Origin of the sequence: Vibrio sp. 10N (genome assembly GCF_036245475.1) — a bacterium.
Lineage (GTDB): Bacteria > Pseudomonadota > Gammaproteobacteria > Enterobacterales > Vibrionaceae > Vibrio.
Genome location: NZ_BTPM01000001.1, coordinates 472,660 through 490,608, shown reverse-complemented (window position 1 = coordinate 490,608; position 17,949 = coordinate 472,660). Strand labels below are relative to the sequence as shown.

Below are 17,949 nucleotides of genomic sequence, written 5' to 3'. Positions count from 1 at the left end.
GAGAAACCTTTAAGGACTAGCGAACCAAACGCATCTCACGCTCAGCTTCTGTTAGAGAAGCTAGGAACGAATCACGTTCAAATACACGGTTCATGTACACTTTGATTTCTTTTGAGCCAGGACCAACAAGTTCGATACCCATCTCAGGTAGACGCCACAATAGCGGAGCTAGGTAGCAATCAATCAAGCTGAACTCTTCGCTCATGAAATACTCGTACTCAGCAAAGATAGGCGCTAGAGTCAGTAGGTCGTTACGAAGTTTGTTACGTGCCGCTTCTGATTCTTCAGCAGAACCTTTCATTACTTTCTCAGCTAGCGAGTACCAGTTACGCTCAATGCGATAGATCATTAGGCGGCTGTTACCACGAGCAACAGGGTATACTGGCATTAGCGGTGGATGAGGGAAACGCTCATCAAGGTATTCCATGATGATCTTTGAGTCGTATAGGGCTAGCTCACGATCGACCAAAGTTGGAACAGTCTTGTATGGGTTTAGTTCAGCAAGCTCAGCTGGGATGTTTACATCATCCACTAACTCGACTTCAACACTAACCCCTTTTTCCGCTAGAACGATTCGAACCTGGTGGCTATATAAATCAGTAGCACTGGAAAAAAGAGTCATCACAGAACGTTTATTGGCAGCTACAGCCATGGAGCCCTCCGGGATACTTACAAAAAACAATGGAGGCTGTGCCTCCATTGTGAACAAATTGGAATTAACGCGCTATGATAGCACAATTAGTGAACATCGCGCCAATACTCTTTCTTAAGCAGCACAACGACGATAGTGAAGATGACTAGGAACGCCATCACCCACCAACCTAGTGCGTGACGCTCGAGTTTCACAGGGTCACCTGAGTACTCAAGGAAATTAACTAGGTCACGTACCGCGTCGTCATACTCACTAGAGCTCAACTCACCACGGCCGTCGGTTTCAGTGCCAACAATCACCTGAACTTCTTCACCATCAACCACTTTAGTTTCGAAGATCGGCATTGGAATACCTTGCAGCTCTTCAAGAACGTGCGGCATACCAACATTCGGGAATGTGGTGTTGTTAACGCCAAATGGACGGCTTGGATCAACGTAGAACGTACGCAGATACGTATACAGCCAGTCCACACCGCGAACACGAGCCACCAAGGTTAGATCCGGTGGCGCAGCACCAAACCAAGCTGCTGCTTGTTTCTGCGGCATCGCGTTGACCATCAGGTCACCAATCTTTGCCTCAGGGTCGAAAACTAGGTTTTCTTTCGCAAGATCAACAGGGATACCTAAATCAGTCGCGACACGCTCATAGCGCTGATACTGCGTCGAGTGACAAGCAAAGCAGTAGTTCATAAACAGTTTGGCACCGTTTTGAAGTGACGCTTTGTCCGTCAAGTCGTTATTTGCTTTATCTAGATGTACATTACCACCAGCCGCTAGTGCTAGAGATGGCAGCAATGCGAAAAGTACTACAATCCACTTTTTCATTTGAATGTCACCCTCTCTGGCAATGGCTTGGTGTTTTCATTCTTACTGTAGAAGAACAGCAGAACGAAGAACATGAAGTAACCTAAACTGAAGATCTGAGCCAGTAGCGTATATGTTGGTGTCGCTGGTAGCGCACCAAGAATACCCAAAGCAATAAAGCTAATGGTGAACTGGATGATGTTGATTAGGTGAATCTTACTTCTATAGCGATAAGAGCGAACTTTACAACGGTCGAACCAAGGAAGTAGGAATAGGAATACAATTGACAGTCCCATCGCTACTACACCCAGAAGCTTATCTGGTACCGCACGCAAAATCGCGTAGAACGGAGTGAAGTACCATACTGGCGCAATGTGCTCAGGTGTCTTCAGCGGGTTCGCAGCTTCAAAGTTAGGTGGCTCAAGGAAGTAACCGCCCATCTCTGGGTTGAAGAACAACACATAACAGAACAGGAAGAAGAAGCCTGCTACACCAACCAAATCTTTTACCGTACCGTAAGGGTGGAAAGGAATCGAATCGATGATGTCGTATTTCTTGCTGTAGTAATCGTGGAACTTGAACTGCGTTTTGTAATCGTCGCCCATGCTGCCTTTTGGAAGCTTAGTCTCGATACCGTCAGGGTTGTTTGAACCCACTTCGTGTAGCGCGAGTACGTGCAGGACAACCAACAGCAGCAGTACGATTGGCAGAGCAATCACGTGCAGTGCGAAGAAGCGGTTTAGCGTTGCACCAGAGATGATGTAGTCACCACGGATCCAAAGCGTTAGGTCATCACCAATAACAGGGATAGCACCAAACAACGAGATAATTACCTGAGCGCCCCAGTAAGACATTTGTCCCCAAGGTAGTAGGTAACCCATAAACGCTTCTGCCATCAACACAAGGAAGATAAGCATGCCGAATACCCAAAGCAGCTCACGCGGCTTTTGATATGAGCCGTAGATAAGACCACGGAACATATGCAGGTAAACAACAACAAAGAAAGCTGAAGCACCGGTGGAGTGCATATAGCGGAGTAGCCAACCGTATTCCACATCACGCATGATGTATTCAACAGAGGCAAACGCACCTTCGCCAGAAGGAACATAGTTCATCGTCAACCAAATACCCGTTAGGATTTGGTTAACCAATACCAACATTGCCAATGAACCAAACAGATACCAAAAGTTGAAGTTTTTTGGCATTGGGTATTCAGATAAATGCTTTTTATAAGCATTCATCGCAGGTAGACGTTTTTCTACCCAATCAAGTAACGCTTGCATTATGCATCCCCCTCATCAACACCAATTAGGATCTTGGTATCGCTCAAGTACATGTGCTTAGGAATGACTAGGTTGAGTGGTGCTGGGACGTTTTGGAAAACGCGACCAGCCATATCAAACTTAGAGCCATGACATGGGCAGAAGAAGCCCGATTTCACACCCTGAACTTGTTCACTAAAGGAATCAGCAAGATAGGTAGGTGAACACCCTAGGTGAGTACAGAATCCAACCGCAACGAAATACTCAGGCTTAATTGAGCGATACACATTCTGTGCATACTCAGGCTGCTGTTCTTCCGCTGAGTCAGGATCACGTAACTGAGCAGCAAGGTTGCTTAAGTTATCCAATACAGACTGTGCACGACGCACAACCCAAACTGGCTTACCTTGCCATTCGACACGAACCATTTGACCTTCTTCAAGCTTACTGACGTCCACTTCAACAGGGGCACCAGCGGCTTTCGCTTTGGCACTTGGGTTCCAAGATTTTATAAAAGGAACGGCGACTGCAGCTGCTCCCAAACCACCGACAACCGCAGTTGTCGCAGTAAGGAAACGCCTGCGACCGTTATTTAAAGGCGCATTGCTCATCCAACATTTCTCCCATTTGCTCCTTTGGGTCAACACCGAGCGAATCCAAGTTGCTCTTTCACGTTAAATAACCTGACGGGGAACCATTCCTTGGGCTATTTTCCTTGAAATTGAACGAGCCAAGAATACTGAATTATTTGGCTACTTGAGTCTGCTCAGACATCGATTCCGACCAGTAGAGCATGGCTAACAAAATACGAGTTTTAGTTCTATTTATTTGATAGCAAATGATAAAGAAAACCCTACTTTTTGACAAGATAAAGCTACCTTTTCGTAACATCTATAGCAGGAAATCGCTTGCTAGTTCACAAAAGGAGGGAAAAGCGCACAATGCAGATCAGAGTTTCTGAATTAATGGGGATTATAAAGCGTATAAAAACAAAAAAGCCCAGCAGAAGCTGAGCTTTTTGATACCACATTCCAACACAAAGTTGGAAAGCATAATCTTCTCGGTAAGGAGAAAATTAACGCTTAGAGAACTGTGGACGACGACGTGCTTTACGTAGACCAACTTTCTTACGTTCAACGCAACGAGCGTCGCGAGTAACGTAGCCAGCTGCACGTAGAGCAGGACGTAGAGATTCATCGTATTCCATTAGCGCGCGAGTGATACCGTGACGGATAGCACCTGCTTGACCAGAAATACCGCCACCTTTTACAGTAACGAATAGGTCTAGCTTCTCAGTTAGTTCAGTTAGCTCTAGAGGCTGACGAACTACCATGCAAGAAGTTTCGCGACCGAAGTAAGTTTCTAGTTCACGCTTGTTAACTACGATGTTGCCAGTGCCTGGTTTGATGAAAACACGAGCAGCTGAGCTTTTGCGACGGCCAGTGCCGTAGTATTGATTCTCTGCCATTTTCGAAATCCCCGATTAGATGTCTAGTACTTGTGGTTGTTGAGCAACATGGTTGTGCTCAGCGCCAGCGTAAACTTTAAGCTTACGGTACATAGCACGGCCTAGAGGACCACGTGGTAGCATACCTTTAACCGCTAGCTCAAGAGCCATTTCAGGCTTACGATCAATCAGCTTTTCAAAAGTGATTGATTTTAGGCCGCCTGGGAACTCAGAGTGACGGTAGTAAACTTTGTTCTTAGCCTTGTTACCAGTTACAGTAACTTTCTCAGCGTTAACAACGATGATGTAATCACCAGTGTCAGTGTGAGGAGTGTATTCAGCTTTGTGTTTGCCACGTAGGCGAGATGCAATTTCACTTGCTAGACGGCCAAGAGTTTTACCTTCAGCGTCTACAACGTACCAGTCGCGTTTTACAGTTTCTGGTTTAGCAACGAAAGTTTTCATGCTAATAATAACCCGTTAATTAAATTTACACTTAAGGAGCTTTCGCTCCCACTGTCTAAGAGCCCATACATCACCCCTTCGAGTGTTGAAACTCTCGGCATCGTTCCTCAAAAAGTTTGAAGAAACTCGCCTGCAGTAACGGTGGGTCGCAGGATTATAGAGAAGCTCGAGGAAAAAATCATCTATTTTTTGGACAAAATTGCCAAAAACATCAAGGTAAATGCTCTGAAGCCAAGTAGTCGTGACTTTGCATCTCCGTTAAACGCGAAATACAGCGCTTAAACTCAAACTCTAACTGACCTTGCGTGTACAGTTCCTCTAACGGCACTTCGGCTGAAATAATCAACTTTACTCGTCTTTCATAGAATTCATCAACCAAAGCGATAAACCGCCTTGCCGCGTCGTCCAACTTGGCGTCCATCTGCTTCACATCGGCGAGCAGCACGGTATGGTAGATACGAGACATCTCTATATAGTCGTTTTGACTGCGCATGGTTTGGCAAAGCTGCGCAAAACTTGCAAATAGCACATCATCAGCGGCGGCAAACACGTCAATATCACGATGATTAATATCTATCGTCGCCTCATGAACGCGATCATCCATCACCAGTTGTTCAAAGTAACGCTCAAGGTTTTGATTTGCGGCTTCATCTAGAGGGAAATGGTAGATTTCAGCTTGTTCAAGCGTGCGCAGTCGATAATCAATGCCACTGTCGACATTCAGTACCACACACTGACTCTGAATCAAGGTGATAGCAGGCATAAAACGGGCGCGCTGCAAACCATTACGATATAAGTCTTCAGGCGGAATATTAGAGGTCGCAACAAGTACCACACCACGTTTAAACAGAGCTTGTAATAACGTAGCCAAAATCATGGCGTCGGTAATGTCGGAGACAAAAAACTCATCGAAGCAGATGATCTTAGCTTCGGATTCGAAAATATCCGCCACTCTCTCCAGCGGGTTCTCAACATCCCCTAATCGCTTGAGTTCATCGTGCACTCGGTACATAAAGCGGTGGAAATGCACACGCATTTTCTTCGATGTCGGTAAACTATCAAAAAACGCATCCATCAAGTAGGTTTTACCACGCCCTACTCCACCCCAAAAATAGAGGCCTTGCGGCGGCACCGCTTGTTCGGGTTGTTTCCCTAGCAGCTTTTGCATCATTGAAAGCGGAGGTGCTTCAAATCTCAGATAATCGTTAAACTGATGGTGTAATTTGTCTAATGCTTCCACTGCAGTACGTTGGGCTGGGTCTACCTGGAAACCATTTGTTTTTATATCGTGTTCGTATCTTTCTATTGGCGTCATGGATTACTCGCAACACTCATCCAAGGGCTAAAGAGCGCGTATTTTTGCTTTATTGGCTCGAAGTCTCATAGTAACATGGCTATACGACGTGTGTAACCACTTGGTAACGCACATGTTAATAATCATTATAAAGGAGCTGTTATGCCTTGGATATATGCCATTGTCGGCTTGCTAGTTGGTGCTATTCTAGGAATTGTGATTTCCCGACTGACTACTCCGCAATACAAGAAACAAAAGACGCTACAAAAAGATCTCGAATCCGCTAAGTTCGCGCTTGAACAACAAAGGCAAGAGCTGTCGGATCACTTTGCACAAACAGCTGAAATGCTCGACACGCTGGGCAAAGATTACACCAAGCTCTATCAGCATATGGCAAAAACCTCCACGGAGCTGATGCCAAACCTTCCAGAACAAGATAATCCTTTTGTGAAGAAAATTGCTGAACACAACGTAGAAGTCATAGACGCTAGCGATTCTGTAGAGCATCCACCAAAAGATTACGTTAATGGTGCGACGGGTCTCTTAAGAGAAGAGAAAAAAGAAGTGGTTGAATCCCCCGCTGCAGTCGGCCAAGAGCCCGTAACGACAGCCAAAGCTTCTTAATACAGAACCCCCAAACCGGCCAGCGATTGAATCAATTGCTGGCCGTTTTTATATTAAGGATGAACTTTACAACAATCGTTGAGTCATAAACCTTACTGATCCTATGAGGAGTTTTATGATGAAAAAACCAGTACTTGCGTTAACTGTTCTTTCGTTAAGCCTAAGTGCAATCATCGCCCCACTACCTGCTACGGCCGCTCTGCCTTTATCTGTCAATGGAGAGCAACTGCCAAGCCTTGCGCCAATGTTAGAAAAAGTCACACCTGCGGTGGTCAGTATTGCCGTAGAGGGGACACAAGTTTCTCGACAGCAACTGCCTGAGCAGTTCCGCTTTTTCTTTGGTCCTGACTTCCCTACTGAACAGCTTCAAGAGCGCCCATTCCGCGGGCTAGGTTCCGGTGTCGTTATTGACGCCAAGAAAGGCTATATCGTGACTAACTATCACGTCATCAATGGCGCTGAGGAAATTCGCATCAAGCTCGGTGACGGACGCGAGTTTGATGCCGAGCTGGTTGGCGGCGATCAAATGTCTGATGTAGCCTTATTGAAAGTTGACGGTGCCAAGAACCTCACGGAAATCAAGGTTGCCGATTCAGACGAGCTGCGCGTGGGTGATTTCACCGTCGCGATTGGTAACCCATTTGGTCTAGGGCAAACCGTGACCTCTGGTATCGTATCCGCACTGGGTCGAAGTGGCCTCAACATCGAGAACTTTGAAAACTTCATTCAAACCGATGCGGCCATCAACAGCGGTAACTCTGGTGGTGCCTTAGTGAACCTCAATGGTGAGCTGATCGGTATCAACACCGCTATCTTAGGGCCTAATGGTGGCAATGTCGGTATTGGCTTTGCCATTCCATCCAACATGATGACCAACCTTACCGAACAAATCATCGAGTTTGGTGAAGTTAAACGCGGCATGCTGGGCGTTCAGGGTGGTGAAGTCACCTCAGAGCTTGCCGAAGCACTTGGCTATGATTCCAGCAAGGGCGCGTTTGTCAGCCAAGTCGTGCCAGATAGTGCGGCCGACAAAGCGGGCCTGGAAGCCGGTGACATCATCATTTCAGTGAACGGTAAGAAGATTTCTACCTTCAGTGAATTACGCGCTAAGGTCGCTACATTAGGCGCTGGTAAAACCGTCACCCTAGGGGTAGTTCGAGACGGTAAAGAAAAATCGTTCAAAGCAACACTTACCGAGTCAACACAATCTTCGACAAAAGCGGATAAGCTGCATGAAGGTCTAACGGGGGCTGAGTTTGCTAATACCACCAGCAGCGATGCGATTGAAGGCGTCAAAGTCACGTCGGTGGAAGAAGGTTCACCTGCGGCTCAATACGAGCTACAAAAAGATGACATCATCATCGGAGTGAACCGCACTCGAGTGAAAAACGTGGCCCAGCTTCGTAAACTGCTTGAGAAAAAACCGGGCGTATTGGCACTGAACATCCAGCGCGGTGATAGAACCATCTACCTGGTCGTACGATAATCACGACTCAACTTGGTTAATTTTGTGTCATAGAGCAGCCCTAAAGAGGCTGCTCTTTTATTATCAGCGGCAGAAATGATATCCTCTGTTTCTCTGCTGTGCGTCTTTTGGTTTTTCGGTTAATTTCAGAAATTTGTCTCGTTTTGCGAGTTAGATAATACTAACTTAACAAAGTAACCGTTTGCGAAGTCTGACATTGCGGCTATATTTTTGACTCTACTTGAGGGAACAATGCTGAACTTTCTAATCCGCTCTGTATCAATGGGTCTAATCACAGCGCTCCTTGTGCTACTAGCGGTGCCTTCCCTTCGACAAAACGTCATACCGAATAATATCGTCTCTCAACCCGAATACGACAATACACAACAGGTTTCTTTCAATCAGGCTGTACGTAAAGCGGCACCAGCGGTCGTCAATATCTATAGTCGCCAATACAAAGAGAGCGATCGCACCACTCTCTCGACTCAGGGTCTAGGCTCTGGCGTCATCGTTAGTGATAAAGGCTACATCATTACCAACTATCACGTGGTGGCGAATGCGGATCAAATCATTGTTGCACTGCAAGATGGTCGCGTAGCAGCCGCTCAGCTGGTAGGTAAAGACCAGCGCACCGACATTGCGGTACTGCGTATTGAAGGCGGCAATCTACCTGTTATTCCACTCAATCCAGATTATGCTCCAAAAGTTGGCGATGTTGTGCTGGCAATTGGTAACCCGTATAACCTTGGACAAACCACTACCTTTGGTATTATCTCGGCAACCGGACGTTCATCAATTAGTGCCGGCGGCATTCAAGCGTTCATCCAAACCGATGCTGCAATCAACCAAGGTAACTCGGGCGGCGCACTAGTTAACACGCTTGGAGAGTTAGTTGGGATCAATACCGCATCCTTCCAGCAAGCTACCGATCTTGAAACTTATGGTATCTCGTTTGCTATTCCTTATCCTCTGGCAAGCAAGATCATGGAAAAAATCATTGCCGATGGACGAGTGATACGCGGCTACATAGGCATTGATGGTCAAGACATTAACTCCGTCACTTCTCGCCTCTTAGGCAACGAGCACATTGGCGGTATCATCGTGCTTGGATTGGATCCAGAGGGACCAGCGGCCAAAGCGGGAATCGAAGTGCAAGACATCATCTTGATGATCGATGGCAATAAACTGAATGGTCGACAGGGTGTGCTTGACTTAGTTACAGACTTAAGGCCTGGCACCACCGTCGATGTGAAATTACTTCGTGATGGCAAAGAGCTTACCTTGCCTGTGACCGTTGGCGAAGATAGCCGAGAGTAGTACAACTCCCCTATCTCCTCAGCCAGTAACTATCAGCCTGATAATAAAAAACCTCCGACGAGTCGGAGGTTTTTTTGTTTGGTTAACTTACTCTTCGATCACACTGTCAGGCGTGTTGCCAGAGTCAATCTCAATACGAGTCACGCGCTGCAGGCCTCGCGGTAGCAGCCCGCCTCGACGCCCTCGCTCACCGCGGAAGTTATCCAAATCGCTCGCTTTCAGCCCAAGCTTACGCTTACCCGCATACAGGGTGATGGATACACCTTGAGGCAACGCCATCAAGTGAGAGACAAACTCCTCACGCGCCTTCGCCTTAGCCGATGGAATGTTGATGATCTTATTCCCTTTACCTTTGCCTAGCTGTGGCAAGTCTTTAATCGGGAACAACAACATACGGCCTTGGTTGGTGATCGCTAAGATTTCGTCTGACTCAAGATCGCCAACCGTTGCTGGCGTCATCACTTCAGAAGCTTGTGGCAGAGTCACCAACGCTTTACCGCTGCGGTTCTTCGATAGCAGATCACTACCTTTACACACAAAGCCATAACCTGCATCAGAGCCAATCAACCATAGCTGATCTTCTTCACCCATCACCACTTGGCGCACTGTCGAGCCAGCACTAATGTTGAGTCGACCAGTAATCGGCTCACCTTGGCTACGAGCCGATGGCAACGAGTGCGACTCTAACGAGTAACTGCGTCCATCACTGCCAAGGAACACCGCCGGCTGATTGCTCTTACCTCTGGCGGAGGCTAGGAATTTATCACCGGCTTTGTAATTGAGTCCGCTCGCATCGACATCGTGGCCTTTCGCATGACGGATCCAACCTTTCTCTGACAGCACAACCGTGATTGGTTCGCTTGGTACCAAGTCACGCTCAGTCATTGCTTTCGCTTCTGCGCGTTCAACGATTGGTGAGCGGCGATCGTCACCGTACTTCTCTGCGTCAGCTTGGATCTCTTTCTTCAGTAGCGTGTTCATACGACGCTCAGAGCCAAGTAGCTTTTCAAGCTTCTCGCGCTCTTTCTCAAGCTCGTCTTGCTCGCCGCGGATCTTCATTTCTTCCAGCTTCGCAAGGTGGCGAAGTTTGGTGTCTAAGATCGCATCTGCTTGAATGTCCGTGATACCAAAGCGCGCCATCAGCACCGCTTTTGGGTCGTCTTCAGTACGGATGATCTCAATCACTTCATCAAGGTTGAGGTAAGCCACCAACAAACCTTCAAGGATGTGTAAACGAGCAAGGATCTTATCTAGGCGATACTGAAGACGCTTACGTACGGTCTCACGGCGATACTCGATCCACTCCGTTAAGATCTGAACCAGACCTTTTACTTGCGGACGGTTATCGAGACCGATCATGTTGAGGTTGACACGGAAGTTCTTCTCAAGATCGGTCGATGCGAACAAGTGATTCATCAGCTGGTCGCAATCAATGCGGTTTGAGCGCGGTACAACAACGATACGCGTTGGGTTTTCGTGATCCGACTCATCGCGCAAGTCATCTACCATTGGCAGTTTTTTGGCGCGCATTTGGTTCGCAATTTGCTCAAGCAGCTTAGCACCAGACACCTGGTGCGGCAGCGCGGTGATGACAATCTCCGAGCCTTCTTTGTGCCATACTGCACGCATCTTCACACTACCACGGCCGGTACGATAGATTTTCTCTAAGTCAGCTTGCGGTGAGATGATTTCAGCTTCGGTCGGGTAATCTGGGCCTTTAACAAACTCCATTACCTCAGCAAGCTCAGATTTTGGCTTATCGATAAGGTGAATCGTTGCGTCAGCAATCTCACGCACGTTGTGCGGCGGAATGTCCGTTGCCATACCAACTGCGATACCCGTGATGCCGTTAAGCAAAATGTGCGGCAATCTCGCAGGGAGGATCTTCGGCTCTTTCATGGTGCCGTCGAAGTTTGGCTGCCACTCAACGGTGCCTTGACCGAGCTCACCAAGCAGCACTTCAGCAAACTTAGACAGTTTGGCTTCGGTGTAACGCATCGCAGCGAACGATTTAGGATCGTCTGGGGCACCCCAGTTACCTTGACCGTCCACCAATGGATAGCGATAAGAGAATGGCTGCGCCATCAATACCATGGCTTCATAACACGCTGAGTCGCCGTGTGGGTGATATTTACCCAACACGTCACCAACAGTACGTGCCGATTTTTTGTATTTCGCCGATGCGGACAGGCCCAGCTCAGACATCGCATAGATAATGCGGCGCTGTACGGGTTTCAATCCGTCACCAATGTAAGGCAATGCACGATCCATGATGACGTACATTGAGTAGTTCAGATAGGCGTCTTCAGTGAACTTTCGCAGAGGCAGTTGTTCTACGCCATCAAAAGACATTTCAGTCGACATTGTTATACCTCAGCCATGTCACCGTTGTTTTGTAGCCAGCTACGACGATCATCAGCACGCTTCTTACCGAGTAACATATCCATCATCTCATTGGTGGCTTCGTCATCATCAATGGTCAACTGCACCAAGCGACGGGTATTAGGATCCATCGTAGTTTCACGCAGCTGCAGTGGGTTCATTTCACCCAGACCTTTGAATCGCTGGACGTTGATCTTCGCTTTCTTCTTGCTCAGACGCTCAAGTACGCCATCTTTTTCATCGTCATCAAGGGCGTAGAACACCTCTTTACCACAGTCGATACGATACAGTGGCGGCATGGCAACATAAACGTGTCCGGCAGCAACTAATGAGCGGAAGTGTTTGGTAAATAGCGCACATAGAAGTGTCGCAATGTGCAGACCATCCGAGTCCGCATCGGCAAGGATACACACCTTACCGTAACGAAGACCATCAAGGTTCTCGGTATCTGGGTCGATACCCAAAGCCACGGAAATGTCGTGCACTTCTTGTGACGCCAGAACTTGGTCTGCAGACACTTCCCAAGTGTTGAGGATTTTACCGCGCAGCGGCATCACGGCTTGGAACTCACGATCGCGAGCCTGTTTGGCACTACCACCCGCCGAGTCACCCTCCACGAAGAAGATTTCGGTGCGGTTTAAGTCTTGTTGCGAACAGTCTGTGAGCTTGCCTGGTAGCGCAGGGCCAGAAGCCACTTTCTTACGCACCACTTTTTTGCTTGCGCGCATACGGCGGTGAGCATTGGCAATACACACTTCCGCTAACTGCTCAGCAAGCTGCGGCTTCTCATTCAGCCACAAGCTAAAGGCATCTTTAACCACACCTGAGACAAACGCTGCACACTGACGAGAAGAGAGGCGTTCTTTGGTTTGTCCAGCAAACTGCGGGTCTTGCATCTTAATGGACAGTACGTATGAGCAGCGCTCAAACACATCATCACCGGTTAGCTTAACGCCGCGAGGTAGCAAGTTACGGAATTCACAGAACTCACGCATCGCATCCAGCAAGCCTTGGCGCAGGCCATTAACATGCGTACCGCCTTGAGCGGTTGGGATCAAGTTCACGTAGCTTTCGGTGATCATCTCACCGCCTTCTGGCTGCCAAATCACAGCCCAGGTTGCCGCTTCGGTTTCTGCAGTAAATTCGCCAGTAAATGGTGCTTCAGGTAGGACTGCGTAGCCTTTTACCCCTTCTGCGAGATAGTCTTTTAGACCATCTTCGTAATACCATTTGTAATCTTTGCCGTTCACCTTATCGGTGAAGGTAATTTCCAGACCCGGACACAACACCGCCTTCGCTCGTAGGTTGTTCACCAAACGAGTTACTGAGAAGTTCGCCGAATCAAAATAGCTCGCATCAGGCCAGAAGTGTACACTGGTGCCGCGATTGCGGCGGCCACAAGTGCCAGTTACCGTCAGTTCTTGAACTTTATTGCCATGCTCAAAGGCCATTTCATACACTTGACCATCGCGACGCACTGCAACTTCGACGCGTTTCGAAAGCGCGTTAACCACAGAGATACCAACCCCGTGCAAACCGCCGGAGAATTGATAGTTTTTGTTCGAGAACTTACCACCCGCGTGGAGCTTACAGAAAATAAGCTCAACACCTGAAATTTTCTCTTCAGGGTGGATATCGACTGGCATACCACGACCATCATCAATCACTTCTAGTGATTGGTCGGCATGCAGAATGACTTGTACCTTAGAGGCATGTCCGGCTAGCGCTTCATCGACACTGTTATCGATAACTTCTTGACCCAAGTGGTTTGGACGCGCTGTATCCGTATACATCCCTGGTCGGCGACGTACTGGCTCAAGACCATTGAGAACCTCAATGGCTCCAGCATTATATTGTTCTGTCATAATACGGAAATTTTACTCAAATAATGATTGATACTTAGCAGCAAAAATAGAGATTGCGACCAAAGGTCGCTTGCCCGCAGTTGAGCCGTGCATCATTGAATTGTGCATCGCTCAGGGCTTACGCGTAAGTACAGACACATCATAGTCTGGCTCTACGCAAGTGTTGTCAAGTTTCACGCAGAAGTTGGAGGGAAAATTATGACTGTCTCCTCAAGGGGAGACGAAAAAAGCGACGATTATAGGTCTAAGAAGCGGATAATCTGTTCAGGGAATCGTTCAAAACCGACAAAGCTATGATCGCCATTTTCCTCGACGGTTTGCTTGCATTGACGATACTTGTCGACCGCCTGGCGATAATCTAGAACTTCATCGCCCTCTTGCTGCAACAGCCAAAAATCGTCAGGTGAGTGAATGGTTTCCACATCAAGCGCTTTTAGCTCATCAATGTGTTTTGCTTCAAGCACATAACGTTCGTGAGTATACGGGTTTTGCTGTTCACCTAAAAAGTCGAGCAGTAGCTCGTAAGGTTTAACCGCTGGGTTTATCAATACCGCTTTAAAGCCATAATGATGGTTAAGCCAGGTTGATAGGTAACCGCCCAATGAGCTTCCCACGAGCGCAATCTGATAGTCCGCTTGATATTGCGCGACAATTTGCTGTAGATACAACGCTGCCTGCTCAGGAAAACACGGCATTTGCGGCACGACGACCTTGATATCTGGCCTCGCCTGTTGACAGTACGCCACCATCGCTTGCGCTTTAAACGACTCTGGCGAACTGTTGAAGCCATGAATATAAAGCAGTAGTGGACGCTTAGCGCTCATTAGTAACCTTCCGCGTTAAAATCAGGTCGAAATGCACCGTGTGGCAACCTATTGACGGTCGTTTTCACCTCTCCATCGGCACAAAGCTCTAGCTCACGCCAACCCGGTGAGCGGGTATCAAGCGCAAACTCATTGGAGTTTGGTTTAAACTGCACACAAGTCGATGGCGTTGCAAGCACTCGAACATCATGACGAAGGTGGTCCAGCTCTTGGTGGATATGACCACACAGTACCGCGCGAACATTACTATGCTTCTCAACCACCTGCCAGAACTCGTGAGCATCCTTTAAACAATGTTGATCTAGCCAAGCGCTGTTCACCAGCATCGGGTGATGATGCAGCAACACCAATGTATGCCTATCACTGTGCTCAGCCAACTTGCGATCTAAAAAGTCCAATTGACTGTCACTCAGGCGTCCATGAGGTACTCCTACGACTTGAGAATCAAGCAACAGCACTTGCCAATGCTCACCAAGCAATGCGTGAGTCACATCTTGGATAAGTGGCGCGCTTACCACGCTGTTCATGCACGGTTTATAGTCATGATTGCCTGGTAGCCAATAACACGGCAGTCCTAACGGCTCGATACCATCGACAAATTTTTGATACGACGCTTCGGTATGATCCTGAGAAATATCGCCGGTCGCGAGCAAAGCATCAAATTGTGTGCCTTGCTGCATGACTTCCGCTACCACGGCGTGAAAGCTATCTTGGGTATTAACACTCAGTAAGCAACCATCATCAGGCGCAAACAGATGCGTGTCCGTTAATTGCAGCAACCTAACGCTACTTAACTGAGATTCATCACTGGGTGTTGTGTTCAAAATAATAAAAACCTGAAATTATAATTCTTGTTAGCTGCGATACATGATCGGAGCTCGACTAATGCCATTTTTTAAACAGAACGTCAGCCAATCACTTAAAAACTGATTGAACTGAAACTTTTCGTCCTTTTGATGCATCTTTGCATTGGGGTAATCGTACCTTGCTTGGACGCGAGACGCGTTTTCGCAATCACTTACCTCTGCCACTTTTGCATCGTGATAGAGCCTAACGGTCATTTTAGGCAATGGGAAAACAGGAAGCTCATCATCTTGGAAAATTTCAACCAATGTTGTGTACTTCGTCACTTCTCTCACTTCTAACTGGTAAGTCAGTGAACCCGCTTGATAACAACGTACATCCCCAACTTCTGGCTGTGTTGGGATCAAGCGATTGAGCTTAGCGTAGTTAGTTTCATAAACACGCATTAACTCTGCAAGATCAACATGATACGTATTAGTATCGACAACACGAGCCATAATTAATTCCCTCTACCATTGCTGTTTAAGCTTATGGTGATTCAGTTGCAGCCACTGCAGAGCAATAATGGAGGCGCCGTTTTCTATCTCGCCACTTTCCACCATTTGATATGCGCGCTCACGAGAAACCACGCTTACACGTATGTCCTCGCCTTCACTTTCCAGACCATGTACACCGGACGCTTGCGCCGCATCAACATGACCAACAAAAACAGATATGCGCTCATTGCAGCCGCCAGAAGACGGATAGTAGCGCGTGATCGGCACTAACTGTTTCACATCGACACCCGCTTCTTCCACGGCTTCACGGCATACCAGCTGTTCGATACTCTCTTCTTTATCCACGATGCCGGCGACAATTTCGATCTGCCATGGGTGCTGATGCTCTAGCGCACCAACGCGGATTTGCTCAATGAGTACCACTTGGTCACGAACCGGATCATAAGGCAGCATGGCGGCAGCATCACCGCGAACAAACATTTCTCGGTCGATAATGGCACTCCATCCCCCTTCAAACCGTTTATGTTTGAAGCGAAACTGTACCATCTCAAAAAAACCTTTAAATACGGTTTGTTTTGACACAAGCTCTACGTCCTGCGGAGTATAATGCTCGTTTGGCTGTAACCCGTCTTTCATCATCGACCTCTGGCTTCCGTGAACCTTATAGTTTACTCAAGGAATAGAGTGACTACCAAGGACGCGGTTCAATTTTTCACGTAAAAATTCAAAATTAATTTGATTCTGGTTAATTAATTGTCTCAATTTTTGATGAGCCAACGTAAAAAAGTGCAAAGTTTCGAGTGAATTACAGCCAATTTAAGTTAAACTGTGAATCATACCTTTATTAGTATTACTAGGCAGGATTAGGACAAATGAAAAAACTGCTTCCACTCTTTATTACAGCTGCATTAGGAAGCGTAAGTGCAGCGACATGGGCCGACTCCCTAACTGAGATCTACGATCAAGCAAAACAAAACGATCCTCAGTTGCTACGTGCAGCTGCACAACGCGATCGTGCTTTTGAAGCGATCAATTCTGCTCGTGCGACACTTCTACCACAGATTAATCTGACTGCAGGCTTAGACTTTACCTCTTCAGACTTTGATCCTCAGGACAGTACAAATCTAACGGCAGGTGTTGGCTTCTCCCAAGAGCTATACAACCGTGCAAGTTGGATCACGCTAGACACCGCTGAGAAAACGGCGCGTCAAGCAGACTCTCAATATGCAGCGGCGCAACAATCCCTAATCCTTCGTACCGCGCAAGCATACTTCGAAGTGCTACGTTCTAAAGATAACCTAGAATCTGTTCGTGCCAACAAAGCCGCGGTTGCTCGTCAGCTAGAGCAGACGAAACAACGTTTTGAAGTGGGTCTATCAGCGATTACCGACGTACACGATGCGCAAGCGCAGTATGACCGCGTACTGGCTGACGAAGTGGTTGCAGAAAACAATCTTCTAAACCAATACGAAGCACTACGTGAGATCACAGGTCAAGAGCACAATAATATCGACGTCCTTGATACAGATCGTTTCGCTGCGGCTCGCCCAGAGCAAAACGTTAACTTCTTCCTAGAAGAAGCACAGTCGAAGAACTTAGACCTACTGTCTGCACGTATCGGTCAAGATATCGCGAAAGACAAAATCACATTGGCAAGCTCTGGTCACCTACCTAAGCTTACCCTTGATGGTGGCTACGGCTACGACAACGAAAGAAACAGCAGCAACAGTCGCTATGGTACGCCTTCTGAAACAGTAAATGCGTTTAACGCTGGCATCAACCTATCTGTACCACTATACACAGGTGGTAACATTACCTCGCAAACCCGCCAAGCAGAGTTTGCATACGTTGAAGCGAGCGAGCAGCTAGAGCAAACTTACCGTTCAGTAGTTCGTAACGTTCGTGCTAATAACAACAACATCAACTCTTCTATTGGTGCTATCCGTGCATTTGAGCAGACGGTAATTTCTGCTGAATCGGCACTAGAAGCGACCAAAGCAGGTTTCGATGTGGGTACGCGTACTATCGTTGACGTTCTTGAAGCTACTCAGGCGCTATACGATGCAGAGAGCAACCTATCTGATGCTCGTTACGACTACATTGTGAGCGTGCTGAACCTACGTCAATCTGTAGGTACGTTGAGTGAGCAAGATATCATTGATATCAACGCTGGCCTTAAGAAAGCGAAATAACTCATAATGAGTAAACACTAAAAAGGGACGCCTCGGCGTCCCTTTTGTTTATCTTG

The 17,949-nt window shown here is 47.4% G+C and carries 17 protein-coding genes; 4 read left to right on the top strand and 13 right to left on the bottom strand.

Features of this window, described 5'->3' with window-relative positions:
• Positions 1-16: 16 nt before the first annotated feature.
• The 7 genes from sspA to zapE all read right to left on the bottom strand — a co-directional run bounded on the left by sspA (position 17) and on the right by zapE (position 5,944).
• The gene (gene sspA / locus AAA946_RS02520; RefSeq protein WP_338163482.1) at positions 17-652 is read right to left on the bottom strand and encodes a stringent starvation protein SspA; all 636 of its coding nucleotides are present in this window, start codon (positions 650-652) and stop codon (positions 17-19) included.
• Between the two features lie 86 nt (positions 653-738).
• The gene (locus AAA946_RS02515) at positions 739-1,476 is read right to left on the bottom strand and encodes a cytochrome c1 (RefSeq protein WP_338163481.1); all 738 of its coding nucleotides are present in this window, start codon (positions 1,474-1,476) and stop codon (positions 739-741) included.
• A complete protein-coding gene (locus AAA946_RS02510) occupies positions 1,473-2,738 on the bottom strand; it encodes a cytochrome b (RefSeq protein WP_042501117.1) in 1,266 nt (421 codons plus the stop codon). The genes AAA946_RS02515 and AAA946_RS02510 overlap by 4 nt, the downstream gene beginning before the upstream one ends.
• The gene (gene petA, locus AAA946_RS02505; protein ID WP_338163480.1) at positions 2,738-3,328 is read right to left on the bottom strand and encodes a ubiquinol-cytochrome c reductase iron-sulfur subunit; all 591 of its coding nucleotides are present in this window, start codon (positions 3,326-3,328) and stop codon (positions 2,738-2,740) included. Before petA ends, AAA946_RS02510 begins: the two co-directional genes overlap by 1 nt.
• 464 nt (positions 3,329-3,792) lie before the next feature.
• Entirely contained in the window at positions 3,793-4,185 is a 393-nt protein-coding gene (rpsI, locus tag AAA946_RS02500; RefSeq protein WP_103880020.1) for a 30S ribosomal protein S9, read from the bottom strand.
• A 15-nt stretch (positions 4,186-4,200) separates the two neighbouring features.
• On the bottom strand, positions 4,201-4,629 hold the full coding sequence (gene rplM, locus AAA946_RS02495; protein ID WP_234494550.1) for a 50S ribosomal protein L13: 429 nt from the start codon (positions 4,627-4,629) through the stop codon (positions 4,201-4,203).
• Between the two features lie 211 nt (positions 4,630-4,840).
• A complete protein-coding gene (zapE, locus tag AAA946_RS02490) occupies positions 4,841-5,944 on the bottom strand; it encodes a cell division protein ZapE (RefSeq protein ID WP_338163479.1) in 1,104 nt (367 codons plus the stop codon).
• A 141-nt stretch (positions 5,945-6,085) separates the two neighbouring features.
• Here zapE and zapG point away from each other — a divergent pair, with 141 nt between their 5' ends.
• The 3 genes from zapG to degS all read left to right on the top strand — a co-directional run bounded on the left by zapG (position 6,086) and on the right by degS (position 9,329).
• Positions 6,086-6,547 (top strand): Z-ring associated protein ZapG, encoded by a 462-nt coding sequence (gene zapG / locus AAA946_RS02485; RefSeq protein WP_338163478.1) that lies wholly within the window; start codon positions 6,086-6,088, stop codon positions 6,545-6,547.
• A gap of 118 nt (positions 6,548-6,665) precedes the next feature.
• Complete coding sequence (locus AAA946_RS02480; protein WP_338165755.1) at positions 6,666-8,033, top strand: Do family serine endopeptidase; 1,368 nt, start codon at positions 6,666-6,668, stop codon at positions 8,031-8,033.
• 231 nt (positions 8,034-8,264) lie between these two features.
• A complete protein-coding gene (degS, locus tag AAA946_RS02475; RefSeq protein ID WP_338163477.1) occupies positions 8,265-9,329 on the top strand; it encodes an outer membrane-stress sensor serine endopeptidase DegS in 1,065 nt (354 codons plus the stop codon).
• A gap of 87 nt (positions 9,330-9,416) precedes the next feature.
• On the opposite strand, the gene parC is transcribed toward degS, so the two are convergent.
• From parC to nudF, 6 genes are all read right to left on the bottom strand, one after another.
• Complete coding sequence (gene parC, locus AAA946_RS02470; protein WP_338163476.1) at positions 9,417-11,693, bottom strand: DNA topoisomerase IV subunit A; 2,277 nt, start codon at positions 11,691-11,693, stop codon at positions 9,417-9,419.
• 2 nt (positions 11,694-11,695) lie between these two features.
• Positions 11,696-13,576: a DNA topoisomerase IV subunit B gene (gene parE / locus AAA946_RS02465; protein ID WP_338163475.1), complete on the bottom strand. Its 1,881-nt coding sequence runs from the start codon at positions 13,574-13,576 to the stop codon at positions 11,696-11,698.
• 236 nt (positions 13,577-13,812) lie between these two features.
• Positions 13,813-14,400: an esterase YqiA gene (yqiA, locus tag AAA946_RS02460; RefSeq protein ID WP_338163474.1), complete on the bottom strand. Its 588-nt coding sequence runs from the start codon at positions 14,398-14,400 to the stop codon at positions 13,813-13,815.
• Entirely contained in the window at positions 14,400-15,224 is an 825-nt protein-coding gene (gene cpdA, locus AAA946_RS02455; protein WP_338163473.1) for a 3',5'-cyclic-AMP phosphodiesterase, read from the bottom strand. Before cpdA ends, yqiA begins: the two co-directional genes overlap by 1 nt.
• Before the next feature lie 30 nt (positions 15,225-15,254).
• Entirely contained in the window at positions 15,255-15,701 is a 447-nt protein-coding gene (locus tag AAA946_RS02450) for a DUF1249 family protein (protein WP_112459463.1), read from the bottom strand.
• A gap of 12 nt (positions 15,702-15,713) precedes the next feature.
• Positions 15,714-16,337, bottom strand: a complete 624-nt coding sequence (gene nudF, locus AAA946_RS02445; RefSeq protein ID WP_338163472.1) for an ADP-ribose diphosphatase — start codon at positions 16,335-16,337, stop codon at positions 15,714-15,716.
• A 236-nt stretch (positions 16,338-16,573) separates the two neighbouring features.
• Between nudF and tolC the strand changes: the two genes are divergently transcribed.
• Positions 16,574-17,893, top strand: a complete 1,320-nt coding sequence (gene tolC, locus AAA946_RS02440; protein WP_338163471.1) for an outer membrane channel protein TolC — start codon at positions 16,574-16,576, stop codon at positions 17,891-17,893.
• The last annotated feature ends 56 nt before the right edge of the window (positions 17,894-17,949 follow it).